At 70.9% G+C, this 24,171-nt stretch carries 19 protein-coding genes; 13 read left to right on the top strand and 6 right to left on the bottom strand.

Annotated features, from left to right (window positions below; translation table 11 throughout):
• Positions 1-91 precede the first annotated feature (91 nt).
• From FVE25_RS11080 to FVE25_RS11055, 6 genes are all read left to right on the top strand, one after another.
• On the top strand, positions 92-2,146 hold the full coding sequence (locus FVE25_RS11080; protein ID WP_157246314.1) for a DNA gyrase/topoisomerase IV subunit B: 2,055 nt from the start codon (positions 92-94) through the stop codon (positions 2,144-2,146).
• Positions 2,147-3,779: 1,633 nt separating this feature from the next.
• Positions 3,780-4,001: a DUF397 domain-containing protein gene (locus FVE25_RS11075; protein ID WP_157246313.1), complete on the top strand. Its 222-nt coding sequence runs from the start codon at positions 3,780-3,782 to the stop codon at positions 3,999-4,001.
• Positions 4,002-4,652: 651 nt separating this feature from the next.
• The gene (locus FVE25_RS11070; RefSeq protein ID WP_157246312.1) at positions 4,653-5,057 is read left to right on the top strand and encodes a hypothetical protein; all 405 of its coding nucleotides are present in this window, start codon (positions 4,653-4,655) and stop codon (positions 5,055-5,057) included.
• 115 nt (positions 5,058-5,172) lie between these two features.
• Positions 5,173-5,517, top strand: coding sequence for a DUF1330 domain-containing protein (locus FVE25_RS11065; RefSeq protein ID WP_157246311.1), 345 nt, complete (start codon positions 5,173-5,175; stop codon positions 5,515-5,517).
• Positions 5,518-5,584: 67 nt separating this feature from the next.
• Positions 5,585-5,803, top strand: a complete 219-nt coding sequence (locus FVE25_RS11060) for a hypothetical protein (RefSeq protein WP_157246310.1) — start codon at positions 5,585-5,587, stop codon at positions 5,801-5,803.
• A gap of 69 nt (positions 5,804-5,872) precedes the next feature.
• Positions 5,873-6,358 carry an SRPBCC family protein gene (locus tag FVE25_RS11055; RefSeq protein WP_157246309.1) on the top strand — a complete coding sequence of 162 codons (486 nt, stop codon included), beginning with the start codon at positions 5,873-5,875 and terminating at the stop codon, positions 6,356-6,358.
• On the opposite strand, the gene FVE25_RS11050 is transcribed toward FVE25_RS11055, so the two are convergent.
• The 3 genes from FVE25_RS11050 to FVE25_RS11040 all read right to left on the bottom strand — a co-directional run bounded on the left by FVE25_RS11050 (position 6,345) and on the right by FVE25_RS11040 (position 9,475).
• A complete protein-coding gene (locus FVE25_RS11050; protein ID WP_157246308.1) occupies positions 6,345-7,316 on the bottom strand; it encodes an N-acetylglucosamine kinase in 972 nt (323 codons plus the stop codon). The two genes, FVE25_RS11055 and FVE25_RS11050, sit on opposite strands and share 14 nt — an antisense overlap.
• Positions 7,313-8,572 carry a 6-phospho-beta-glucosidase gene (locus tag FVE25_RS11045; RefSeq protein WP_157246307.1) on the bottom strand — a complete coding sequence of 420 codons (1,260 nt, stop codon included), beginning with the start codon at positions 8,570-8,572 and terminating at the stop codon, positions 7,313-7,315. Before FVE25_RS11045 ends, FVE25_RS11050 begins: the two co-directional genes overlap by 4 nt.
• A gap of 78 nt (positions 8,573-8,650) precedes the next feature.
• A complete protein-coding gene (locus FVE25_RS11040) occupies positions 8,651-9,475 on the bottom strand; it encodes a TauD/TfdA dioxygenase family protein (RefSeq protein ID WP_157246306.1) in 825 nt (274 codons plus the stop codon).
• Between the two features lie 87 nt (positions 9,476-9,562).
• On the opposite strand from FVE25_RS11040, the gene FVE25_RS11035 reads away from it, so the two are divergent.
• Complete coding sequence (locus tag FVE25_RS11035; protein WP_219825419.1) at positions 9,563-12,085, top strand: DNA gyrase/topoisomerase IV subunit A; 2,523 nt, start codon at positions 9,563-9,565, stop codon at positions 12,083-12,085.
• A gap of 117 nt (positions 12,086-12,202) precedes the next feature.
• The gene (locus tag FVE25_RS11030) at positions 12,203-15,235 is read left to right on the top strand and encodes a glycoside hydrolase family 3 N-terminal domain-containing protein (protein WP_246266901.1); all 3,033 of its coding nucleotides are present in this window, start codon (positions 12,203-12,205) and stop codon (positions 15,233-15,235) included.
• Here FVE25_RS11030 and FVE25_RS11025 read toward each other — a convergent pair.
• Both FVE25_RS11025 and FVE25_RS11020 read right to left on the bottom strand, forming a co-directional pair.
• On the bottom strand, positions 15,232-15,612 hold the full coding sequence (locus FVE25_RS11025) for a VOC family protein (protein WP_157246303.1): 381 nt from the start codon (positions 15,610-15,612) through the stop codon (positions 15,232-15,234). The genes FVE25_RS11030 and FVE25_RS11025 overlap by 4 nt on opposite strands.
• 21 nt (positions 15,613-15,633) lie before the next feature.
• Positions 15,634-15,936 (bottom strand): hypothetical protein, encoded by a 303-nt coding sequence (locus FVE25_RS11020; protein ID WP_157246302.1) that lies wholly within the window; start codon positions 15,934-15,936, stop codon positions 15,634-15,636.
• A gap of 139 nt (positions 15,937-16,075) precedes the next feature.
• On the opposite strand from FVE25_RS11020, the gene FVE25_RS11015 reads away from it, so the two are divergent.
• The 3 genes from FVE25_RS11015 to FVE25_RS11005 all read left to right on the top strand — a co-directional run bounded on the left by FVE25_RS11015 (position 16,076) and on the right by FVE25_RS11005 (position 19,650).
• Positions 16,076-16,570 carry a beta-class carbonic anhydrase gene (locus tag FVE25_RS11015; RefSeq protein ID WP_157246301.1) on the top strand — a complete coding sequence of 165 codons (495 nt, stop codon included), beginning with the start codon at positions 16,076-16,078 and terminating at the stop codon, positions 16,568-16,570.
• A gap of 77 nt (positions 16,571-16,647) precedes the next feature.
• Complete coding sequence (locus FVE25_RS11010; RefSeq protein ID WP_157246300.1) at positions 16,648-17,505, top strand: glycerophosphodiester phosphodiesterase; 858 nt, start codon at positions 16,648-16,650, stop codon at positions 17,503-17,505.
• A 63-nt stretch (positions 17,506-17,568) separates the two neighbouring features.
• Complete coding sequence (locus FVE25_RS11005; RefSeq protein ID WP_157246299.1) at positions 17,569-19,650, top strand: RecQ family ATP-dependent DNA helicase; 2,082 nt, start codon at positions 17,569-17,571, stop codon at positions 19,648-19,650.
• Positions 19,651-19,665: 15 nt separating this feature from the next.
• Here the strand turns inward: FVE25_RS11005 and FVE25_RS11000 are convergent, their stop codons facing one another.
• On the bottom strand, positions 19,666-20,559 hold the full coding sequence (locus FVE25_RS11000) for a carbohydrate kinase family protein (protein WP_157246298.1): 894 nt from the start codon (positions 20,557-20,559) through the stop codon (positions 19,666-19,668).
• Between the two features lie 157 nt (positions 20,560-20,716).
• Between FVE25_RS11000 and FVE25_RS10995 the strand changes: the two genes are divergently transcribed.
• Together FVE25_RS10995 and FVE25_RS10990 are read left to right on the top strand one after the other, a co-directional pair.
• Positions 20,717-23,323: a bifunctional acetate--CoA ligase family protein/GNAT family N-acetyltransferase gene (locus FVE25_RS10995; protein WP_157246297.1), complete on the top strand. Its 2,607-nt coding sequence runs from the start codon at positions 20,717-20,719 to the stop codon at positions 23,321-23,323.
• A gap of 241 nt (positions 23,324-23,564) precedes the next feature.
• Positions 23,565-24,155 (top strand): DUF5998 family protein, encoded by a 591-nt coding sequence (locus FVE25_RS10990; protein ID WP_157246296.1) that lies wholly within the window; start codon positions 23,565-23,567, stop codon positions 24,153-24,155.
• Positions 24,156-24,171 lie beyond the last annotated feature (16 nt).

The raw sequence follows: 24,171 nt of genomic DNA, 5'->3' as shown, positions 1-24,171 counted from the left end.
AACGTGTCGGGATGGCAAGCTTGTACGCGCTGCGGCGGGAAGAACGGTAAGCTACGCACACGTGTTCGATGGCTAGACCAGGGGAGCGGGAGTGACGGTAGTGGAGGCGGGTTACACAGCTCGTCACCTGTCGGTGCTTGAGGGCCTCGAGGCCGTCCGCAAGCGACCGGGCATGTACATCGGGTCCACCGACTCCCGCGGTCTCATGCACTGCCTCTGGGAGATCGTGGACAACGGCGTCGACGAGGCGCTGGGCGGCTACTGCACGCGCATCGAGGTCGAGCTGTTCGAGGACGGCTCCATCGAGGTGCGCGACAACGGCCGCGGCATCCCCGTCGACATCGAGCCCAAGAGCGGCCTGGCGGGCGTCGAGCTCGTCTACACCAAGCTCCACGCGGGCGGAAAGTTCGGCGGCGGCTCCTACGCCGCCTCCGGCGGCCTCCACGGCGTCGGCGCCTCCGTGGTCAACGCCCTGTCCGCCCGCCTCGACGTCGAGGTCGACCGCGGCGGCCAGATCCACCTGATCAGCTTCCGCCGCGGCGTCCCCGGCGTCTTCGACGGCGACGGCCCCACGGCCAAGTTCAGGAAGAAGTCCGGCCTGCGCGACGGCGGCAAGCTCCGCAAGCGGGTCACCGGCACCCGCGTGCGCTTCTGGGCCGACACGCAGATCTTCCTGCCCGACGCCGAGGTCTCCATCGACGAGATCCACGTACGGCTGCGCCAGACCGCCTTCCTGGTGCCCGGCCTCACCCTGGCCCTCATCCACGACGGCCAGACCGAGGAGTTCTGCTTCGACGGCGGCATCTCGGAGTTCACCGACTTCCTGGCCCGCGACGAGGCCGTCTGCGACGTCCTGCGCCTGCAGGGCCTCGGCCACTTCCACGAGACCGTCCCGGTCCTCGACGACCAGGGCCACATGACCCCGACCGAGGTCGAGCGCGAGCTGACGGTCGACGTCGCCGTGCGCTGGGGCAAGGGCTACGACTCCACGGTCCGCTCCTTCGTCAACGTCATCGCCACCCCCAAGGGCGGCACCCACGTCACCGGCTTCGAACGCGCCCTGGTCAAGACGCTCAACGAGCAACTGCGCGAGACCCGCCTGCTCAAGAACGGCGACGACCCGGTCACCAAGGAGGACATCCTCGAGGGCCTGACCGCGGTCGTCACGGTCCGCGTGCCCGAGCCGCAGTTCGAAGGCCAGACCAAGGAGGTCCTGGGCACCTCCGCGGCCACCCGCATCGTCTCCCACGTGGTCTCCCGCGAGCTCAAAGCCGTCTTCACCAACCCGCCGCGCGGCATGAAGCAGCCGCTGCGCGCGATGCTGGAGAAGATCGTCGCCGCCGCGAAGGCCCGCATCGCCGCCCGCGAACACCGCGACAACCAGCGCCGCAAGAGCGCGCTGGAAAACTCCGCCCTCCCGGCGAAGCTCGTGGACTGCCGGGCCGACGACGTCGACCGCAGTGAGCTGTTCATCGTCGAGGGCGACTCCGCCCTGGGCACGGCCAAGCTCGCCCGCGACTCCGAATTCCAGGCGCTGCTGCCCATCCGGGGCAAGATCCTCAACGTGCAGAAGGCCTCGGTGGCCGACATGCTGAAGAACGCGGAATGCGCCGCGATCATCCAGGTGGTCGGGGCCGGGTCCGGTCGTTCCTTCGACATCGAGGCCGCCCGGTACGGCAAGATCATCCTGATGGCCGACGCCGACGTCGACGGGGCACACATCCGGTGCCTGCTGCTGACCCTGTTCCATCGGTACATGCGGCCGATGGTGGAGGCCGGCCGGGTCTTCGCCGCCGTACCGCCCCTGCACCGCATCGAGCTCACCAACCCCGGCAGAGGGCAGGAGAAGTACATCTACTGCTACACCGATGCCGAGCTGCACAAGGTCCTGCGCGACCTGGAGCGGCGCGGGAAGCGGTGGAAGGATCCGGTCCAGCGGTACAAGGGCCTGGGTGAGATGGACGCCGACCAGCTGGCCGAGACGACCATGGACCCGCGGCACCGGATGCTGCGCCGGGTGCGGATCGAGGACGCGGAGGCGGCGGAGAGCATCTTCAACCTGCTCATGGGCAGTGACGTGGCGCCTCGGCGGGAGTTCATCGTCAACTCGGCAGCCGAGGTCGACCGCGACCACATCGACGCCTAGCGCTTCCCGGGGCCCGAAGGCGAGGTCCTTCGCTCGGCGCGCTTCGCGCTAGGGGCTCGGGCAGTCCTGAGTGGGGGCCGCGCCCCCACACCCCGGCCCAAAGGCAAGGTCCTTCGCCTCGGGCGCTTCGCGCTGAGGGCTCGGGCAGTTCTCAGTGGGGGCCAAGCCTCCACACCCCCAGCCGGGGGCCCGCCCCCGGACCCCGAGCGGTCACCGGGCACCGGGGAGGGTTGTGGGCGTGTTCGTGGTGGTGTGATGGACCTACCTGGGCCTGCTGGCTCAACCACGCCAGGTGGTTCTGGAACACGCGCTTCCGTGAGGAAGCAAACCCCAGACCTGTGGATCGTGTTCTTCGGCGGAGCCGGCTGGTCTCGTGTAGGTGGTCGAAGATGATCTGGTCGACCGGGGAGACGCGGTGGCGGTCGACATAGGTCAGCCAGATGACCTCTGCGATTTCGCCGGTGCTACGGGCTGATCCTCTGTGGGTGGAAACGTTCGCGGGGCTGCAGCCGACCCGCTTCGAACGGCTGATGCGCACGTCTGGCGTGCTTCCGGGCTCACGTCGCTCTGTCAGGGCACGGACACCTGGCAGACGGCATCTAACGGAAATCCGGCTTGATTGTTGCTCATCGCCGGCGGATGAACCGACTGCGGCTTCGCCCGGGCGAAGGAGTCCATGCTCTGCAGACGATTTACGCTGGGCGGGCGATCTGGCTAGGTCAGATGGAGATATATTCCCAGTTCGCGGTCTATATCGTGAGCCTGAGTCTGCCTATTGCTTGCCGTCATTCACGGTCATTTGTCGGCAACGTACTGACCTCGTGCTACCGGTGATGATGGTCAAGCCGGCGGAGGGATTGACGCTGCGCAGCCCTCGCGTGAGCCCTGGGCTCACGGTGTAGACCAGGAGGGCGAAATCTCATGCAATCCAAGAGCGACGGGGACGATCTCTCTTTCCTTCTGCTGCTGGTTTTGCGAATGTGGCGCTTGGCATCATCCCTTTGGGCCGACTCCGAACCATCTGGCCGGGGGAAGGGTTCTCCATCTATGACGACTCGCTGGTTCGTAGCGAGCACTGGACCGGGGGTTACCGCACCAATCGACCCAGCGAAATAGAGACTTATGTCCGGATATTTCGTCTTCTGCAGGCGCTGGCCGTCTACGGCAACGCCGCACGAGCCGGGATAGCTGCGGCACGGAGGTCGCTGCAATCTCGGGAAATCTTCTAGCCGCAGCTCCGGCCCAATTCCTGCCGTCGTTGCATGGCCCCCATGCAGAGATTTCTCAGAGAAGAGTCGGTGAGTTCACTGGCTCGGGCGGCGATGAGGGCGTCTGGCGCGTTGGTGACCCTGCGCCCGACGAGCTTGAGTCGCTCGGGCCGGATACGCCGACGCCGAGCTGGACGCGGGAGGAGCACCGGACCCAGATGCTCTTGCGCGGTGTGCAAGATTGCGATCATCCCGATGCGGCCGGGATATGCATTCAGCCTTCGGATCCGGGAGCCCGGCGGCTCGGGCCCGCGATCAGAAATACGCCTCGTATCAGGGCTGGCCGTGCGGTGGTTCCCGCCGGTGCCCTAACGGCGAGGGCCATCAAGAACCCATCCATCACTTCGTTAGGAGGTCTGTTCACCATGTCTGTGGACTTGTACGCGGCCGATCCCGGCCAGCTGGCGTTCCGCCGTTTGTGCGGCGGCGGCAACAACCAGGACGGCGAGGGCGAGTCGTGCATGGAGATCGCCCCGCTCGGAGGCGTGGAGGACGCGTTCGCCCTGCGTGACTCCAAGAACCCGGGGGCCGGGATGCTCCGTTTCACCGGCGCCGAGTTGCGTGCTTTCCAGGACGCCACGATCTGACACGCCGTCTTGGGACGGCCCCTGCCCGCCCGAATCAGGCCATCAGGCAGGGGCCGCCTCGTCTTTCGACAGAACCGGGGGAACATGTGGAACGGTCATGGTGTAGACCTTGCTCGCGAGGGCGAGCGGCGACCGACGTCGCCGGACTTCTTCGGTTCGGTCTTGCCGCCGATGCGGACTGGGGAGTGGCCGGCCAAACCCGCCTCGCGGATGGCCGAGACGTTCGAGGACGCGGCCAAGGCCATCGCCTGGATGCGGTCGGAGTATGAGGCGACCTCAGGCCACGATTCGATTCCCTGTCTCGGCGTACGGATGAGGCGTACGCCTGTTGCCGCGTGGAGTGGTCCACGTGGCTCCCAGGAGGCCGCTTCGCCAGGGTCAGCATGATCTGTTGCCCGAATCGGCACGTGAGGCATCCGTGCCCCAGGCCGGTCCAGGTCGGGGTAGCCGAGTGGCGGTGATCGGGCGTTGATCCATGGTGACTCGGGTGGACGTGCGGGTTGTGTCAGTGGTCGCGTCAGGGCGGTGACGGTGCGGTATCAGGGCGGCGGGCCATCGTTGAGGTCATGAACGGTCCGCCGGTTGCGGCAGCAAGCAACTGGGGGGCAGTTCGGCCACATCGATCTTCCCGCCAGATTTGAGGAGCACACCATGTCCGTCACCCTTTCCGACCAGGACAAGCTCACCCTCCGTGTCGCCGCCTGGGGTGCTGTTTCGCTGATGTCCGCCGCGGGTGCCGCCGGTTCGGCGCACAAGGTCGCCACCGATGGTTCCATCGCCTTGACCTCCGCTACCGGCCTGGTCGGGCATGTGCTGACCAAGGCGCCCAAGGGTGTGAAGTACGGCAAGTCCGTGGCTGAGCTGGCCGACGTGGTGCTGCCGGCTCTGCCGGCGGCCATGAGGCTGCTCAAGCGGCAGGACCCGGCCGAGGCCGACAACTTCCGCAACACCGTCATCGTCGCCATCGAAGCGGCCGCCCGCACCCACCAGGGCCGGCCCAGCCCCACCCTGGCCGACATGATCCGCAAGATCACCGCGGCCCTCGACGCGGCCTGACCAGGATGGCGCACTACCGGCGACCCCGGTCGGAAGTACCTAAGCACGACAGATTCCCCGGGGTTCCGGTCGTCCTAAGGTGAGGGTTATCGACAGCTGACTGGAGTGTGGACCCATGACCGCTTACATGCTCGCGCATCTTCGCAAGACGGAAGAGATCCACCCCGAGGTGCTGGAATACCTGGAGAGGATCCAGGCGGCCCTGGACCCCTACTCGGGCCGGTTCCTCGTGCACGGGGGCACTGTGGACGTCCGGGAGGGGACGTGGCCGGGTGATGTGATCCTGGTGGAGTTCCCGTCCATGGAGCATGCCAGGAACTTCTACGACTCGGATGCCTACCAGGCGATTCTGCCGCTTCGCAAGAACCACCTGCAGGGTGAGCTGATCATCGTCGAGGGCGTCGAGCCCGGCCACGACTCGGCGGCGATGGCGGCCGAGCTGAAGAAGGTCATCCGGTAACTCCCGCAGAACGCGGCCGGGGGCCCGGCATGCCGGCCACGGAGCGCACGGCGGCCGGGACGTGCCGATGGAGCTGATCGCCCGCCGCGCCGGCGCCGTCGTCCTCACCGCCGGGACCTCCCGGGCCGGCCCGGTGGAACTGGCCGGCGAGCTGGTACGGCAGGCGCGATGCGGTCGGGCGCCGGCGACGTCATGGAGCCGCGAGGCGTGTTCGCCTGCCGCCCCGGCGTCATCCCGGAGCGTTTCCTCCCGGCGGGCTCAGCCGGACAGCGATGAGTTCCGGTGAGCCGAGGGGTCTGCATGGTGAGAAACCTCCCCCGGATGACCGGATGAGCTGACAAGGAGCGTCCACGCCATGAACCAGGAGACCGTCCGCGCCACCCTGACCGTCGCCGCGCCCGCCGAGAAGGTGTTCGCGGTGCTGGCCGACCCCATGACCCATTCCGCGATCGACGGCACCGGCTGGATTCAGAAAGCCGTCAACCAGGCGCCGCTCACCGAAGTGGGGCAGATCTTCCGGATGGACATGTATCACGCCGAGCATCCGGACGGCGACTACCAGGTGGCCAACAAGGTCCGGGTGCTCGACCCGCCGCGCGCCATCAGCTGGCTGACGGGGCAGGACAAAGGCGACGGGAACCTGGAGTTCGGCGGCTGGTTCTGGCGGTACGACCTTGTGCCGCTCGGTCCGTCCGAGACCGAGGTCACGCTGACCTATGACTGGTCGGCGGTGCCGCCGTACATCCGGGAGTACCTTCAGTTCCCGCCGTTCGGCCCCGAGCATCTCACCAACTCGCTGGACCACCTGGCCGAGCTCGCCGGCGGTCTCAGGAGCCGCTGAGGAACTGGGCGCGCAGCCTGGCCTTGGCCTCCTCGCCCGCCCCGATGGCGTCCAGGCCGCGCAGCGCCGCCCCCACGATGGGCGGGGTGTCGGTGACGATCGGCTTGGCCTCGGGGGCGTGCTTGACGAAGCGGGCGTCCAGCAGCTCCGTCAGCAGCGGGTGCCGTGCCCGCAGCACCCCGCCGCCCAGCACCACCTCGGTGGGCGTCTCCAGCAGGTCCAGCCGGGTCAGGCAGACCCGGGCCATGCCCACGATCTCGTCGGCCATCCTGGTGACGATCATGGTGGCGATCTCGTCCCCGGCGGCGGCGACGTCGAAGAGCCCGGCGGTGAGTTCGAGCAGCCGCAGGGCGTCCACGCGGCCGAAGTACACGTCGAGGGCGACCTGCTCCACGGTGGGGGCGCCGAAGTGCGAGGTGACCAGCTCCACCAGAGCCGTGGGGCCGCCGCGGCCGTCCTCGGCGCGGGCGGCGTGCCACATGAGCTCGTTGGTGAGGCCGACGCCGCCGCCCCAGTCGCCGACCAGGGGGCCGATCGCGGGGAAGCGGGCCACCTGGCCGGTGGGGGAGACGCCGACGGCGTTGATCCCGGCCCCGCAGACCACGGCGACGCCCCACGGGCCGGAGGCGCCGGCCCGCAGGAGGGCGAAGGTGTCGTTGCCCACCACGATGTCGCGGGCGAACCCGCGGGCGGCGAACTCGGCGGCCAGCGCCTCCTCCTCGTCGGGCAGGTCGGCGCCGGCGAGGTAGGCGGCCATCCGGTCGGCGTACGGCGGGGCGGCTCCTGGGCCGAGCGCCTGCCGTACCGCGTCTTCGAGGACGTCGGCGGCGGCGGGCACGCCGGCGCTCTGCGGCACGAACGGGCCGCCCTTGGCGCGCGCCAGCACCTCGCCGTCGGTGGTGAGCACGAGCACGTCGGTCTTGCTGTTGCCGCCGTCCACGGCCAGCAGGGTGTTCACCGGTTCACCCACGGCAGGTGCGCGGCGTTGGCCTCGAGGAGGAGATCGGTCAGTTCGCCGGCGACGGCCTCCTGGCCGATGAGGGGGTGGGCCAGCAGGGCGTTGCGGACGCGGCCGGCGCCGCCCTTGAGCGCCGCCTCCAGGGCGAGGCTCTCGTAGGCGGAGACGTTGGCGATGAGGCCGGCGTACAGCGGCTCGACGGGGTCGATGGGCAGCGGGGCGGCGCCGGTCGCGGTGATCGTAGCCGGGACCTCGATGACCGCCTCGTCCGGCAGGAACGGCAGGGCGCCGCCGTTGCGGGTGTTGACGACCTGGACGTCGCCGCGGTCGCCGAGCAGGGAGGCGATGAGGGCGACGGCGGCCTCGGAGTAGAAGGCGCCGCCGCGCTTGGCCAGCAGGTCGGGCTTGGTGTCGACGGCCGGGTCGGCGTACATCTCCAGCAGCTGCCTCTCCATGGCGGCGACCTCGTCGGCGCGGGAGGGCTTGGTGCGCTGCTCGGCGACGACGATGTCGTGGGCGTAGAAGTAGCGCAGGTAGTAGGAGGGGATCACGCCGAGGCGGGTGAACAGCTCCAGGGGGAGGCCGACGTTGTCGGCGATCTCCTGGCCGTGGGTCTCCAGGAGGCGGGGCAGGACGTCCTCGCCGTCGAGGTAGACGGCGCGCTCCCAGGTGAGGTGGTTCAGGCCGACGTGGCCGAGGCCGATGCGCTCGGGCGTGACGCCGAGGTGGCGGGCGAAGGTGCGCTGGAAGCCGATGGCCACGTTGCACAGGCCGATGGCGCGGTGGCCGGCGTCGAGCAGGGCGCGGGTGACGATGCCCACGGGGTTGGTGAAGTCGACGATCCAGGCGTCCGGGGCGTGCCGCCGTACCTGCTCGGCGAGGTCGAGGACGACCGGGACGGTGCGCAGCGCCTTGGCCAGGCCGCCGGCGCCGGTGGTCTCCTGCCCGACGCAGCCGCACTGCAGCGGCAGCGTCTCGTCCACGTTGCGGGCGGCCTGCCCGCCGACGCGCAGCTGGAAGAGTACGGCTTGCGCGCCGGCGACGCCCTCCTCGACCGAGGACGTGGCGACGACCTTCGCCGGATGCCCGGCGCGGGCAAGCATGCGGCGCGAGACGCCGGCGACCAGGCCCACGCGTTCGGCGTGCGGGTCGATCAGCGCGATCTCGGTGATCGGCAGGTCGTCGCGCAGGCGGGCGAACCCGTCGATCAGTTCCGGCGTGTACGTCGAGCCGCCCCCGACAACGGCGAGTTTCACCCTGACTCCTAGCTTATTAGGAAAGTTTCCTAACTCATTCTAGAGTCAAGGGTGGTCTCGTGAAAAGGGCCCCCTTCTTTACGCTTGGTCCTGGTGCTCGGGGAAGGCGTTGATCGTCACCCTGTGCATGCGGCGGCGCTCGGTGTAGTCGGCCACCGCGTAGTGCTGGGTGGGCCGGTTGTCCCAGAACGCCAGCGTGCCGGGCCGCCAGCGCAGCCGCACCTGGTACTCGGGCGAGCGGATGTGGTCGATGAGCAGGGGCAGCAACGCCTCGTTCTCGCGGTCGGTCAGCCCGATCAGGCGCGTGGTCGAGGCCCGGTTGACGAACAGCGCCTTGCGGCCGGTCTCGGCGTGCACCCGCACCACCGGCCGGACGAGGGGCGGCCACTTGGCCTGGATCTCCTCCAGGTCGAACGGGTGCCCCTTGGAGATGGCCTTCTTCATCGACATCGTGATGTCGTGCTCGGCGGTCAGCTCGTCGCACAGCCGCTGCAGGGACGGCGAGAGCGACTCGTAGGCCAGGTAGGTGTTGGCCCAGCAGGTGTCGCCGCCGATGCTGGGCAGCTGGACGCAGCGCAGCAGCGAGCCCATCGGGGGCGTGGGCTCGAAGGTGTTGTCGCTGTGCCACTCGTCGCCGCCCTCGCCCTTGGGGCTGGTCTGGTCCAGGACGTGGATGGGGCTGCCGGAGTCCTTCTTGAACGCCGGATGGTTGAGCGAACCGAAGTTGAGCGCGAACTGCAGGTGCTGGTCGTCGTCGATGTGCTGGTCGCGGAAGAACAGCACGAGGTGGTTCAGCCAGCCCTGGCGGAGCGTGGCCACCTCCTCGGGGGAGAGGGGCTTGCGCAGGTCGACCCCGGTCACCTCGGCGCCGATGTGCTTGGTCACAGGGTGAAACTCCATCATGGCCAGAACGTATGTCCCAAGCAATTGCTTGGTCAAGACAGACTCGTGTGCCCATTGAGTCGCGGACACCCCTGCCTGTCCGCCAAAATGTTCGACATGGCCCGACGCACCACAACCCCGCCTCCGGAGGACTTCGAGGAGCGGATCGTCGACATCGACGTCTCCTCCGAGATGCGCACCAGCTTCCTCGAGTACGCCTACTCGGTGATCTACCAGCGGGCGCTGCCCGACGCCCGCGACGGCCTGAAGCCGGTCCAGCGCCGCATCCTCTACTCCATGAGCGAGATGGGGCTGCGTCCCGACCGCGGGCACGTCAAGTGCTCGCGCGTCGTCGGCGACGTCATGGGCAAGCTCCACCCCCACGGCGACACCGCCATCTACGACGCGCTCGTCCGGCTGGCCCAGCCGTTCTCCATGCGGCTGCCGCTCGTCGACGGCCACGGCAACTTCGGCTCGCCCGACGACCTGCCCGCCGCCATGCGCTACACCGAGGCCAGGCTCGCCCCGGCCGCGATGCTCATGGTGGAGTCGCTCGACGAGGACACCGTCGACTTCAAGCCCAACTACGACGGCCAGGAGACCGAGCCCACGGTCATGCCGGCCGCCTTCCCCAACCTCCTGGTCAACGGCACCACCGGCATCGCCGTCGGCATGGCCACCAACATGGCGCCGCACAACCTCGGCGAGGTCGTGGCCGCGGCCCGCCACCTCATCAAGAAGCCGGGCGCCTCGCTCGACGAGCTCATGCGCTACATTCCCGGCCCCGACCTGCCCACCGGCGGCTCGATCATCGGCCTGCAGGGCATCCGCGACGCCTACGAGAGCGGCCGCGGCACCTTCCGCATGCGCGCCAAGTGCACGGTCGAGCAGATCACCCCCCGCCGCAAGGGCATCGTCGTCACCGAACTGCCCTACGCCGTCGGCCCCGAGCGCGTGGTCACCAAGATCAAGGACCTGGTGACCAGCAAGAAGCTCCAGGGCATCGCCGACCTCAAGGACCTCACCGACCGGCACAAGGGCCTGCGCCTGGTCATCGAGATCAAGAACGGTTTCGTCCCCGAGGCCGTGCTGGAGGAGCTCTACCGGCTCACGCCGATGGAGGAGACCTTCGGCATCAACAACGTCGCCCTCGTCGACGGCGAGCCGCGCACCCTGGGCCTGCGCGAGCTGCTGCAGGTCTACGTCGACCACCGTCTCGAGGTCGTACGGCGGCGCTCCGAATACCGGCGCCGCAAGCGCGAGGAACGCCTCCACCTCGTCGACGGCCTCATCGTCGCCCTGCTCAACATCGACGAGGTCATCCAGGTCATCCGCTCCTCCGACGACTCCGCCCAGGCGCGTCAGCGGCTCATGGAGGTCTTCGACCTCACCGACGTCCAGGCCGCCTACATCCTCGACACGCCGCTGCGCCGCCTGACCCGCTACGACAAGCTGGAGCTGGACCGCGAGAAGGCCCAGCTGAGCGAGGAGATCGCGGAGCTGAGCGCGATCCTGGCCTCGCCCGAGCGGCTGCGCCAGGTGGTCTCGGCCGAGCTCGCCGAGGTGGCCAAGAAGTACGGCACGCCGCGCCGTACCGTGCTGCTGGAGTCGGCCGGGGTGGCGCGCACGCCGGCGGCCTCGCTGATGATCGCCGACGACCCGTGCCTGGTGCTGCTGTCCTCCACCGGCCTGCTGGCCCGCACCCCCGACGCGTCGCCGCTGCCCGGTGAGGGTGAACGCGCCGCCCACGACGTGCTGGTCTCCACGGTCCGAAGTACGGCGCTGGGCAACGTCGGCGTGGTCACCTCGGAGGGCCGCATGGTCCGCGTGGCCGTGGCCGACCTGCCCACGCTGCCGCCGTCGGCGAACCCGCCGTCGCTGTCGGGCGGGCACCCGGTGGCCGAGTACATCACGCTGAACCCGGGTGAGACCGTGGTCGGGCTCGGCTCGATGGACCCCGACAGCCCCGGCCTCGCCCTGGGCACCGCGCAGGGCGTGGTCAAGCGGGTCGTCCCCGAGTACCCGGGCAACCGCGACGACTTCGAGGTCATCACCCTCAAGGAGGGCGATGCGGTCATCGGCGCCGTCGAACTCGACTCCGACGAGGCCGACCTGGTCTTCATCACCACCGACGCGCAACTGCTGCGCTTCTCCGCCGCGTCGGTCCGCCCGCAGGGCCGCCCGGCCGGCGGCATGGCCGGCATCAGGCTCGACGGGACCGCCACGGCCCTGTTCTTCGGCGCCATCGACCCGTCGCGGCCCGCCCACGTGGTGACCGTCGCCGGGTCCGCCACCGCGCTGCCCGGCACCCAGGTGGGCGGCGGCAAGGTCTCCGACTACGCCGAGTTCCCGCCCAAGGGCCGGGCCACCGGAGGCGTCCGCGCCCAGCGTTTCCTGAAGGGCGAGGACACGCTGCTGCTGGCCTGGGCCGGCCCCGCTCCGGCCAAGGCCGTCTCGGCGACCGGCAAGCCGATCCCGCTGCCCGAAGAGATCGGCCGGCGCGACGGCTCCGGGGTGCGCCTCACCCACACGATCGGGGCCGTCGGCGGCTCCCTGGGCGCGGGCGAGCCGGTGGAACCGGCCACTGCCGCCCCGGAAGGCGACGGCACGGCGGCCGACGAACTGTTCTGAGCCCCGGGTCTCCGCCGAAAGGCGGGGACCCGGCGCCGGGCCCATCCAGAGAGCGCTCTCTGGCCGGACGCCGGGATTCGGGTCACTATGGGTCTCCACCCATTCCCTGGAGGCGACGTGACCCCGCACCGCCGCAGAACGCGCTTTCTCGCGCTCCTCGCCCTGTTATGCACGGCGTTCCTGGCCACACCCGCGCAGGCCGCGGCCGAGCCGTACACCGTCACCGACTTCGAAGCCGACACCCTCCCCCCGGGCGTGATCCCCTGGGGGAACGACGCCGCCTCCACGCCGCGCCTGACCGTCCTCCCGGCCCCCGAGCGGCCCGGGGCGGCAGGGACGAACCGGGCCATGAGCGCCGAATACACCGTCAGCCAGTGGGGCGGCTGGTCCCACGAACTGGCGGCGGCCCAGGACTGGGCGCCCTACGCGGGCTTCTCGTTCTGGGTGAAGGGCACCGCCTCGGGGCAGCGCGTGTTCTTCGAGGTCAAGGACGGCGGCGCGGGCCCGGGCTCCGCCGAGCTGTTCGAGGCCGCCTTCACCGACGACGTCGCGGGCTGGCGTCAGGTTCAGGTGGCGTTCGCGGACTTCGTCCGCCGCGGCGACTACCAGCCGGGCGGCGCACCCACGGACGGAGAGCTGGACCTGGTCGCGATGTGGGGATATGCCATGCGTTTCCCCACCGCCTCGGGCACGCTCGTCTTCGACGAGGTCCAGGTGTACGGCACGGCGCCCCCGAGACCGGTGCGGCTGAGCACCGACGCCCCGGTCTACCCGGTGGACGAGAAGGGCAGCGCCAGGGTCAAGGTCACGGTCACCACCGCGGACGGCAAACCCCTGCCCGTCCCCGCCGACGTCGCCTACAAGACCGGCGCCGGGACCGCCACCCCCGGCCGCGACTACACGCCGGCCGAAGGGGTGCTGACCTTCCCCGCGGGCACGGCCTCGGGCGCCACCCGGGAGTTCACCGTGCGGACCCTGGCGGACCGGGAGGCCGAGACGGCCGAGACGATCCCGGTCCTGCTGTCGGGCGACGGCGTCCGGCCGCCCGCCGACGAGCCCGCGATCGTGGTCAACGCGCACGGCCTGCCGTACCTCGACCGGAAGCGCGGGACGCAGGAGCGCGTCGGCGACCTGATGGGCCGGATGACGCTCGCGGAGAAGGTCGGGCAGATGACGCAGGCCGAGCGCGGGGCGCTGGGCAAGCAGGACGACATCGCCGCCTACCTGCTCGGCTCGCTGCTGTCGGGCGGCGGGTCCACTCCGGCCACGAACACGCCGCGGGCCTGGGCGGACATGGTGGACGGGTTCCAGCTGCGCGCGCGGCAGACACGGCTGCAGATCCCGCTGATCTACGGCGTGGACGCGGTCCACGGGCACAACAACGTGGTCGGCGCCACGATCTTCCCGCACAACGCGGGCATGGGCGCCACGCGTGACCCGGCCCTGGTGGAGAAGTCCGGGGAGATCACCGCGAAGGAGATGAAGGCGACCGGCATCCCGTGGGACTTCGCGCCGTGCCTGTGCGTCTCCCGCGACGAGCGCTGGGGACGCGCCTACGAGTCGTTCGGCGAGGACCCGGCGCTGGTCAGCCGGATGACCACGATCGTGGACGGCCTGCAGAAGCGCGGCGTGCTGGCCACGGCCAAGCACTACGTCGCCGACGGCGGCACCGCCTACGGCACGTCCACCACCGGCGACTACACCATCGACCAGGGCGTGTTCACCGGCACCCGGCAGGAGCTGGAGGTCCTTCACCTGGCGCCGTTCGCCGAGGCGGTACGGCGGGGCGCGGGCAGCGTCATGCCGTCTTACTCCAGTGTCGGCCCGGTCAAGATGCACGCCCACCGGGAGCTGATCACCGACACGCTCAAAGGCCGGATGGGCTTCAAGGGCTTCGTGATCAGCGACTGGGCGGCGATCGACCAGATTCCCGGGGACTACCCGTCCGACGTGCGCACCTCGGTCAACGCCGGGCTCGACATGATCATGGTGCCGCACCAGTATCCGCAGTTCGTCGCCGCGCTCACCGCCGAGGTGGCCGCGGGCCGGGTGACCATGGCGCGCGTGGACGACGCGGTGCGGCGCATCCTCACGCAGAAGTTCCGGCTCGGGCTGTTCGAGCGGCCCTTCGCCGACCGGTCGGGGCTGCCCGCCGTCGGCTCGCCCGCACACCGCGCGGTGGCCCGTACGGCGGCGGCCAAGTCGCAGGTGCTGCTGAAGAACGCGGGCGGCCTGCTGCCGCTGCCCGCCACGGCCAAGGTGTACGTGGCCGGGTCGAACGCCGACGACGTCGGCAGCCAGTCGGGCGGCTGGACGATCACCTGGCAGGGCTCCTCCGGGCCGATCACGCCGGGCACCACGATCCTGGCCGGGATCCGGCAGCGGGCCGCGAACGTCACCTACTCGGCCGACGCCTCCGCGCCGACCGCCGGGCACGACGCCGGCATCGTGGTCGTGGGCGAGAAGCCGTACGCCGAGGGCTGGGGCGACGTCGGGCGGCAGGGGCGCACGCTGGAGCTGTCGGCGGCCGACCGGGCGGCGGTGGACGCCGTCTGCGGCGCGATGCGCTGCGTCGTCGTCGTGGTCTCCGGGCGGCCCATGATGCTCGGGGACCTGTCGGGCGTCGCGGCCGTGGTCGCCGCCTGGCTGCCGGGGACCGAGGGGGCCGGGGTCTCCGACCCGATGTTCGGGGCCGTGCCGTACACGGGAAGGCTGCCCTTCACCTGGCCGGCCTCGATGGCGCAGGTGCCGATCAACGTGGGTGACCCCGTCTATCGGCCGTTGTTCCCCTACGGCTGGGGCCTGCGCACCGACCGGGCGCGCACCCGGCTGGAGGACGTGCGTGCGCAGCTGGGCAGGGGTGACGGGTGGTCCAGGGCGGCGGCGGCCGCTCTCGAGCCCGCGCTGGCCGGACGGCACTGGAACGTCGACGGCTCGGTGCGCGCGGCCCGGGTGGTGCTGCGGGCGCTCGGCGCGACCGCGGCGCTGCTGGAGCGCTCGCGCAGCGACACCTACGCCCAGGACGACGCGCTGGTCTCGGTGGCCAGGGACCTGGCGCAGGCGTCGGGGCTGGAGGCGGCCGCGCAGGCACGGGCCGACCAGGCGCTGGCCGCCGGCGACCTGACCACGGCCGTGGAACTGCTCGGCTAGTCCACGTCCACGCACAGGCAGAACGGGTGACCGGCCGGGTCGAGGAAGACGCGGAAGGTGCCGTCCTCGCTCGGCTGGTGCTCGTGCTTGTGCGCCCCGATCTTCAGGACCTGGTCCTCGGCCAGGTCCAGGTCGTCCACGGTGACGTCGATGTGCAGCTGCTGGGGCTTGTCGGGGTTCGGCCAGTCCGGCGGCTGGTGGTCCTCGGCCAGCTGGAAGGCCAGCCGCCGAGGGGAGCCGCCCTCGGTGACCACGACCCAGGTCGGGTCGTCCTCGCTCTCGACGGGCCAGCCGAGGAGCTGGGAGTAGAACCTGGCCAGCTCGATGGGGTCGGGACAGTCGAGAACAGTGGTACGGAACGTGGCTATGCCTGTCATGTCCATACTTCTACCCCGAAGTCAGCCGACAGTCGGGAGGGCCAGGAGCAGCTCGTGCGGCTCGCCGTTCTCCCAGCCGCGGATCAGGCGGGCGCCGGCCTCACCTGGGTCGAAATCCTCGCAGCCGAGCGGGCCGAAGCAGCCCGCCCGGTCGAGCATCGAGATGAGCGGGTCGTCGTCCGGCAGGCTGTCGGCGTAGGCGGCGGCGTCGAGCAGCGCGAGCGCGCCACGCGCGTTTCTGCCGCCGTCGTTGGACTCGACGCGGTCGAGGCGGCGGCGCGCTTGCGAACGCAGGTAGGCGGCGAGCGTTTCTGACCTACTCACGGAAACCTTCTTCGATCATGTACACGGGGCAACGACATCATCACGCACAGTCATCGATGATCGTGGGACGTTCGCCAAGTCCAGCCCGTCGCTGGACCCCGGAAATCCTGATGAAACGGGCGTGCGGGATTATCTCTTCATGAGTGAGTTCGACGACCTGCTTGCCGCCAACGCCGAGTACGCCGCCAGGTTCTCCGGCTCGGACCTCAGCGGCCGCGCGGCCCGCGGGCTCGCGGTGGTGACCTGCATGGACTCGCGCATCGACCCTCTCGGCCTGCTCGGCCTGGCGCCGGGCGACGCGAAGATCCTGCGCAACGCCGGCGCCCGCGTCACCGACGACGTCTTGCGCACCCTCGTCCTGGCCGTCTACCTCCTGGGCGTCGAACGCGTCCTGGTCATGCCGCACACCGACTGCGGCATGTCCAAGGTCACCGACGCCGACGTGCACGCGCTGACCCAGGAACAGGGCGTGGACACCCGCAGCCTGGAGTTCCACACCGTCCCCGACCAGCAGGCGGCCCTGCGCCACGACCTCACCCGGATCCGGACCACCCCGTTCTTCCCGCACCCGCTGCCCGTCGGCGGCGCCATCTACGACGTGCGTACCGGGCAACTTCACCCTGTAGAGCTCTGAACTGGACGAATACCCTTATCGATCGCTTCGGCATGTCCTCCGGGACATAGCTCGCCCGATGCGCTCGAATAGGGATCATGTTTGATCCGGACCCGCTGATCGTGGCCCACCGCGGCGCGCCCAGGGTCGCGCCGGAGAACACCCTGGCCGCCTTCCGCGCCGCCCGGACCGCCGGAGCCGACCTGTACGAGCTGGACGTCCACCTGACCAAGGACGACCGGCTCGTGGTCATCCACGACGCCTCCCTGGCCCGCACCACCAACGTCGAGGAGGTCTTCCCCGACCGGACCCCGTGGCGGGTGCGCGACTTCACCCTGGAGGAGATCCGCCGCCTCGACGCCGGAAGCTGGTTCGACCCGCGCTTCGCAGGGGAGCCCGTGCCGACCCTGGAGAAGGTCCTGGAGGCCATGAAAGGCGGGCCGGGCCTGCTGCTGGAGGTCAAGCAGCCCGTGCAGACGCCGGACATCGGCGCCCGCCTCGCCGCCATGATGACGCTGGCGCCGCCGGTGACGATCGTGCAGAGCTTCGACTGGCAGTTCATCAAGGCGTTCCAGACCAGAGGGGAGCGGGCGGTCCTGGGCACGCCGGCTGCGGCGGATCTGCCGGCGATCGCGGCTTACGCGAACTACGTGAGTGTCAAGCACCGGACGATCACGCCCGACTACGTACGGCAGGCCCACCAGCTCGGGCTCAAGGTGATGGCCTACACGGTCAACAAGCGGCCGGCCATGCGCAGGCTGATGCTGGCCGGGGTGGACGGGGTCATCACCAACCGGCCGAAGATGCTGCGGCGCGTCCTGAACCCCGACGTGTGCTTCCCCCACCCGTCGGACCCGGCCCCGGTGCTGACCACGGCCCAGCTCGTGAACGGCAAGCGGGCCTGCCCGGCGCCGGCTCCGGTCGTCGAGCCGAGCCCCGCCCCGCCGCCGGTCTAGCGTGGCGGCCTGCCGTACCCGATGATTGTGCTTTCGTCGGTGCGGGCTGATAACAAGGACACCATGTTTGACGACACCGTCGCGCTGCGCGAAGAGGCAGAGGAGAGACTCAGGGCGCTCGCGGGGGAGCACGCGCGGCTGCGCGACGACCAGTGGGCCGCGATCGAGGCGCTCGTCGTGGAGCGGCGGCGCGTGCTGGTGGTGCAGCGGACCGGCTGGGGCAAGTCGGCCGTCTACTTCGTGGCCACCGGGCTGCTGCGCGCCATGGACGAGGGGCCCACGGTCATCGTCTCACCGCTGCTGGCGCTCATGCGCAACCAGATCGCCGCCGCCGAGCGGGCCGGGATCAGGGCCGTCACCATCAACTCCGCCAACCCGGAGGACTGGGACCGGATCTACGAGCAGGTCGCCGACGGCATGGTCGACGTGCTGCTGGTCAGCCCCGAGCGGCTCAACAACCCCGACTTCCGCGACAACGTCCTGCCCGAGCTGGCCGAGAGCGCCGGGCTCGTGGTCGTCGACGAGGCCCACTGCATCTCCGACTGGGGGCACGACTTCCGGCCCGACTACCGGCGGCTGGCCACGCTGTTCGAGGAACTGCCGCCGGGCATCCCGGTCCTGGCCACGACCGCGACCGCCAACGCCCGGGTCACCCGCGACGTCGCCGAGCAGATGGGCGGGGACACGCTGGTGCTCCGCGGCCCGCTGGAGCGTGAGAGCCTGCACCTCGGCGTGGTCAAGCTGCCCACCGCCGAGCAACGGCTGGCCTGGCTGGCCCAGACGCTGCACGAGCTGCCCGGCTCCGGCATCGTCTACACCCTCACCGTCGCCGCCGCCCACGAGATCGCCGGCCACCTGCGCGAGCAGGGTCACGAGGTGGCCGCCTACTCCGGCCAGACCGACCCGGCCGAACGGCTGGCGGCCGAGGAGGCGCTGCTCACCAACAAGATCAAGGCGCTGGTCGCCACGAGCGCGCTCGGCATGGGCTTCGACAAGCCCGACCTCGGCTTCGTCATCCACGTGGGCGCACCGCAGTCGCCCGTCGCCTACTACCAGCAGGTCGGCCGGGCCGGGCGCGGGGTCGAGCGGGCCGAGGTCATCCTGCTGCCGGGCACCGAGGACCGCGACATCTGGGCCTATTTCTCCTCCCTGGCCTTCCCGCCCGAGCCGCAGGTGCGTGCCACCCTGGCCGCGCTGGAGGAGGGCGGCGTCCTGTCCACGCCCGCGCTGGAGAGCCGGGTCGACCTCAGCCGCGGCCGCCTGGAGATGATGCTGAAGGTCCTCGACGTCGACGGGGCCGTCCGGCGGGTCAAGGGCGGCTGGGAGGCCACCGGGCGGCCCTGGGAATACGACGCCGAACGCTACGCCCGCATCGCCGCCGAGCGCCGGGCCGAGCAGGAGGCCATGCTCACCTACCAGAGCACCACCGAGTGCCGCGAGGAATACCTCCGCAGGCTCCTCGACGACGACGCGGCCACGCCGTGCGGCCGCTGCGACAACTGCACGGGCCGGCACCGCTCCGCCGAGGTCGCCGCCGGCGCCGTCGAGTCCGCACGGCAACGGCTGGTGCGCCCCGGCGTCGAGATCGAGGCGCGCAGGCAGTGGCCGACCGGCCTGGCCGACCTCTCCGGCCGCATCAAGGCCGAACTCGGGGCAGAACCCGGCCGGGCGCTCGGGCGGCTGACCGACATCGGGTGGGGCAACCGGCTGCGCGAGCTGTTCGCCGGCGGCGACGGGGTGATCACCGACGAGATGTTCAAGGCCGTCGTGCAGGTGCTCGCCGCCTGGGACTGGCGCGAGCGGCCGGTGGCCGTGGTCAGCGTGCCGTCCGGGTCACGGCCCGCGCTGGTGCGCGGTTTCGCCGAACGGCTGGCCCAGGTCGGCCGCCTGACGTACCTGGGCGAGCTGGGGTACCGAGCGGGGTCGCCGGGCAGCCAGTACAACAGCGCCAAGCGGGTTCAGGCGATCCGGGCCACGCTGGCGATGCCCAAGGAACTGGGCGCCGCGATCGCGCAGTGCGGCGGGCCCGTGCTGCTCGTGGACGACCGCATCGACACCGGCTGGACCATGACCCTGGGGGCCGCCCTGATCCGTCATGCGGGGGCCCCGGCGGTGCTGCCGTTCGCGCTGGCCACCACGTCATGACCGGCTGACGGCGACTCAGAGCCGGGGGCGGGCGCCCAGGTGGATGATCGCCTTGGCGGCCAGGCGGTTGCCCGCGGCCAGCGCCTCGGCCGGCGGCTTGCCCGACAGCCACGGTGGGAGGAAGCCCGCGCAGAACGCGTCACCGGCGCCGGTGCCGTCGACGATCCGGTCGACCGGCTCGGCGGCCGCGCGCACCGACTCCGGCCGCCCGTTGGCGGACCACAGCGCGCCCTCGGCGTTCATCTTGATCACGACCTGCGGGAAGAACGCGGTCAGCTTCTTGACGGCCGCGGCGGGGTCCTCGGTGCCGGTCAGGATCCTGGCCTGGTCGACGTTGGCGAACAGCAGCTTGGCGCCGCTGGTCCACTCGAAGAACGGTTCGGCCCCGGTGCGCTCCAGCGGCGCGGAGGAGGAGCAGTCGACCGAGATCGACATGCCGCCCCGCCGGGCCATGTCGAGCGCGGCCAGCCCGGCGTCGCGCGAGCCCTCGTTGATCAGCGTGTAGCCGGACAGGTGGAGGTGGCTGCCCCCGGTGAACAGGTCACGGGGCAGGTCCTCCGGCGACAGGGCGGCGTTGGCGCCGGGATCGGAGAGCATGGTCCGCTCACCCTTGTGGGTGACCAGCACCACGCACGTGCCGGTGGGGCGCTCCGGGTCCATGACGAGCCGGGCGTCCACGCCGTAGCCCATCAGCTCCATGTCGCGGTTGCGGCCGGTGATGTCGGCTCCCCTGCGGCCGATGAAGGCCACTTCGGCGCCCTCCACAGCCAGCCAGGAGGCGATGTTGGCCCCCGATCCACCACCGTGCATCGTCACGATCGCCGGGGTGTCGCTGGCTCTGGCGAGCGCATAACGGGCGCGCGCCACCGCGTCGGTCATGAGATCGCCCACCACGACGACCCGCGTCATGAGGCCACCACCTTGCGTCTTCTCAACAAGCCTGCCGCCGCAAAACTAACAGCTCTTGGCCAGCTCGTGGGGCGGAGACCGGACACAGGTGCCCAGTCGATGCACAAGCGTTGCCCAACGGTCTTGGCATCTGGGATGCAGGTCTACGCTCGGGGCTGTGGAGGCACAGTATCCGGCCCACTGGGAGGCCGACGTCGTTCTGGCGGACGGCGGCACCGCCCACGTGCGCCCGATCCGCCCGGCGGACGCCGACCGCCTGCGGGCGTTCTATTCGCGGCTGTCCGACGAATCCATCTACTTCCGCTTCTTCGGTCCGCGGCCCAAGCTGTCCGACAAGGAAGTGACCTGGTTCACCAACGTCGACTACGCCAACCGGGTCGCCCTCATCGCCACGATCGGCACCGAGATGGTGGCCGTCATCCGCTACGACCGGGTCAGCGCCACCGAGGGCGAGGTCGCCTTCCTCGTCGAGGACGCCCACCAGGGCCGCGGCGTCGCCTCCGTCCTGCTCGAGCACCTGGCCGCCACCGCCCGCGAGAACGGCATCGAGACGTTCATCGCCGACGTGCTGCCCGCCAACATGAAGATGATGGGCGTCCTGCGCCAGGCCGGATACACCGCGCAGAGCGCCTTCGCCGACGGCGTGGTCCGCATGACGCTCGACCTGGCGCCCACCGAGACCTCGGCCGAGGTGACCGCCTCGCGCGAGCACCGCGCCGAGGCCCGCTCGATCGAGCGCCTGCTCACCCCGGGCTCGGTCGCGGTCATCGGCGCCTCGCGCGAGCCCGGCGGCGTCGGCCAGACCGTCCTGCGCAACCTGCTGGCCGCCGACTTCACCGGCCCCGTCTACCCCGTCCACCGCGAGGTGCGGGCGGTCGCCGGCGTGCGCGCCTACCCGAGCGTCGGCGCCATCGACGGCGAGGTGGACCTGGCCGTCGTGGCCGTCCCCGCCGAAAGCGTCGTCAACGTGGTCAAGGAGTGCGCCGAGAAGGGCGTCCACGGCCTGGTCGTGGTCTCCTCCGGCTTCGGCGAGACCGGCGCCGACGGCCGCGCCCGCCAGGACGAGGTCGCCCGCATCGCCCGCTCCTACGGGCTGCGCGTGGTCGGCCCCAACTGCCTCGGCATCGCCAACACCGACCCGGCGGTCCGCCTGAACGCGACCCTGGCCGCCACCCTGCCCGGCCGCGGCCGGGTCGGCTTCTTCAGCCAGTCGGGCGCGCTCGGCACCGCGCTGCTCCAGCGGGTCGCCCAGCGCGGCATGGGCATCTCGGCGTTCGTCTCGGCCGGCAACCGCGCCGACGTCTCCGGCAACGACCTCCTGCAGTACTGGGAGGAGGACGACAGCACCGAGGTCATCCTCCTCTACCTCGAATCCCTCGGAAACCCGCGCAAGTTCACCCGCCTGGCCCGCCGGATCGCCCGCCGCAAGCCGATCGTCGCGGTCAAGAGCGGCGGCTCCCCGGCCGGCCACTCCGCCCGCGCCCTGCGCCTGCCCGACTCGGCCATCAGCTCGTTGTTCGCCCAGGCCGGGCTGATCCGGGTGGACGACCTCATCCAGCTCTTCGACGTCGGCCAGCTCCTGGCCCACCAGCCCCTGCCCGCGGGCCCCCGGGTGGGCCTGGTCACCAACTCCGACGCGCTCGGCCTGCTCGCCGTGCACGCCTGCGCCGACGCCGGTCTCGAGCCCCGCCCGCCGGTCAACCTCGGCGCCGCCGCCGCTCCGGCCGAGTTCGGTACGGCTCTCGCCGGCGTGCTGGCCCACGCCGAGGTGGACGCGGCCGTGGTCGTCTACATGCCGCCGATCCCCGGGGACACCGACGGGGTCGCCGCCGAGCTGCTGAAGGTCGCGCAGGGCTCGGGCAAGCCGGTGCTGGCCACGTTCCAGGGGCACCTCGGCATGCATCCGGGCCTGCGCGTCGGCCAGACCCCGGCCCGCGGCTCGATCCCCTCGTACGCGGCCCCGGAGGAGGCGGTCAGGGCGCTGGCCCACGTGGTCCGCTACGCCGCCTGGCTGGCCCACCCGGCGGGGACGCCGCCGGAGCTGGCCGACGTCGACACCGAGGCCGCCCGCGAGCTGGTCTCCGCCGCCGAGGACGGGCCGGTGGAGATCGACGCCACCGAGCTGCTGGCCCGCTACGGCATCACCGTCTGGCCCGCGCCCGTGGTGCGCACCGCGGACGAGGCGGTCGAAGTGGCCGAGGAGCTCGGCTGGCCCGTCGTGGTGAAGGTCACCGGGGCGGAGGCGGCCCGCCGGGCCGGCACCGTCCGCCTCGGCCTGGGCACGCCGGAGGCCGTCCGGGCCGCCTTCACCGAGCTGGCCGGGCAGTACGGCGAGGACGTGGAGCTGGCCGTCCAGCACATGGTTCCCCAGCCGGCGGTGCCCACGGTGGTGGGGGTGACCGAGGACCCGGCGTTCGGCCCGGTCGTCTCCTTCGGGCTCGGCGAGGTCACCGCCCGGCTGCTGGAGGACGAGGGCTTCCGGCTGGCGCCGCTGACCCCGGAGGACGCCGCGGGGCTCGTCCGCTCGGTCCGCGCCGCGCCGCTGCTGTTCGGCGAGTACGGTTACCCGCCCGTGGCCGTCGAGGCGCTGGAGCGCCTGCTGGTCAGGGTGGGCCGCCTGGCGCACGACCTGCCGGAGGTGGCCCGGCTGGACCTGGATCAGGTGCTGGTGGGGGAGTTCGAGGTGATCGTGCTGGCGGCCAGGGCGGTGCTCAGGACGCCTCCGGGGCCGCGCCAGGACGGCGGCCCGAGGCGCCTGGCCTGAGCAGGCCGGAAGCCGGTGCGATAGAGCCTGGATGATCAGGCCCCGTGCGCTCAGGGTCCGTGCGACCCGGGCTCTGTGCGTCAAGGCAGAGAAAAGACAGGGTCGTTGTCCGGAATGCGAGCGGGCATAACCATTCAGGCCACTCCCCAAGCCTCATGTCCGGAAATATTGGCTTTGGGCGTGGTATAAGGTGGTCTGTCCGGTGGGTGAGAGCATTGCCGAGCCCTGGCAGGATGGACCCATGAGGGAAACCCGAGTCTCAGCCGCGGGTCTGCGCGAAGCGATCGAGCGCAGCGGCTACTACCCCGACCTCGTCACGGATGCGGTCGAATCCGCGCTGGGCAAGGAGGCCGTGACCGCCTTCGTGGTCCACCATGAGGCCACGTTCGACCCCGCGATGGAGGTGCGCCGGCACGTCACCGTCCTGGTGCTGTCGGCCTCGCGGCTGCTGGTGTGCCACACCGACGAGCACCCGGCGGTCGAGGGCGTCTCCGCCTCCCACGCCTCCACCACCACGGAAGCCGTCCGCCTGAGCCGCGTGCAGTCCGTCGCGGTCACCCGCGTGGTCCCCGACCCGGCCACCTACGCCCCCGGCGTGCCCCCGACCGAGGTCACGCTGACCATCGGCTGGGGCGCGATCTCCCACGTGGACCTCGAACCCGCCACCTGCGGCGACGAGAACTGCGACGCCGACCACGGCTACACCGGCGCCATCACCGCCGACGACCTCTCCCTGCGCGTCAGCGAAGCCGCCGACGGCCCCGAGGCGGTCACCCACGTTCTCGCCTTCGCCAAATCCCTTTCCGAGGCCACCGCCCGCGCCGCTTCCTGATTAACCCGGCCCTACC

Origin of the sequence: Nonomuraea typhae (assembly GCF_009760925.1) — a bacterium.
Lineage (GTDB): Bacteria > Actinomycetota > Actinomycetes > Streptosporangiales > Streptosporangiaceae > Nonomuraea > Nonomuraea typhae.
Note: the sequence above shows the minus strand (reverse complement) of the source record. Positions and strands in the feature narration are given on the sequence as shown.

Excerpts from the sequence above, each read along its gene's own strand:
- FVE25_RS11070 (WP_157246312.1), top strand. The coding sequence starts at position 4,653 with ATGTCCGTCACCCTTTCCGACCAGGACAAGCTCACCCTCCGTGTCGCC.
- FVE25_RS11010 (WP_157246300.1), top strand. The coding sequence starts at position 16,648 with ATGTTTGATCCGGACCCGCTGATCGTGGCCCACCGCGGCGCGCCCAGG.
- FVE25_RS11065 (WP_157246311.1), top strand. The coding sequence starts at position 5,173 with ATGACCGCTTACATGCTCGCGCATCTTCGCAAGACGGAAGAGATCCAC.
- FVE25_RS11040 (WP_157246306.1), bottom strand. The coding sequence starts at position 9,475 with ATGATGGAGTTTCACCCTGTGACCAAGCACATCGGCGCCGAGGTGACC.
- FVE25_RS11055 (WP_157246309.1), top strand. The coding sequence starts at position 5,873 with ATGAACCAGGAGACCGTCCGCGCCACCCTGACCGTCGCCGCGCCCGCC.
- FVE25_RS11035 (WP_219825419.1), top strand. The coding sequence starts at position 9,563 with ATGTTCGACATGGCCCGACGCACCACAACCCCGCCTCCGGAGGACTTC.
- FVE25_RS10990 (WP_157246296.1), top strand. The coding sequence starts at position 23,565 with ATGAGGGAAACCCGAGTCTCAGCCGCGGGTCTGCGCGAAGCGATCGAG.
- FVE25_RS11075 (WP_157246313.1), top strand. The coding sequence starts at position 3,780 with ATGTCTGTGGACTTGTACGCGGCCGATCCCGGCCAGCTGGCGTTCCGC.
- FVE25_RS11015 (WP_157246301.1), top strand. The coding sequence starts at position 16,076 with ATGAGTGAGTTCGACGACCTGCTTGCCGCCAACGCCGAGTACGCCGCC.
- FVE25_RS11060 (WP_157246310.1), top strand. The coding sequence starts at position 5,585 with ATGGAGCTGATCGCCCGCCGCGCCGGCGCCGTCGTCCTCACCGCCGGG.
- FVE25_RS11000 (WP_157246298.1), bottom strand. The coding sequence starts at position 20,559 with ATGACGCGGGTCGTCGTGGTGGGCGATCTCATGACCGACGCGGTGGCG.
- FVE25_RS11005 (WP_157246299.1), top strand. The coding sequence starts at position 17,569 with ATGTTTGACGACACCGTCGCGCTGCGCGAAGAGGCAGAGGAGAGACTC.
- FVE25_RS11025 (WP_157246303.1), bottom strand. The coding sequence starts at position 15,612 with ATGACAGGCATAGCCACGTTCCGTACCACTGTTCTCGACTGTCCCGAC.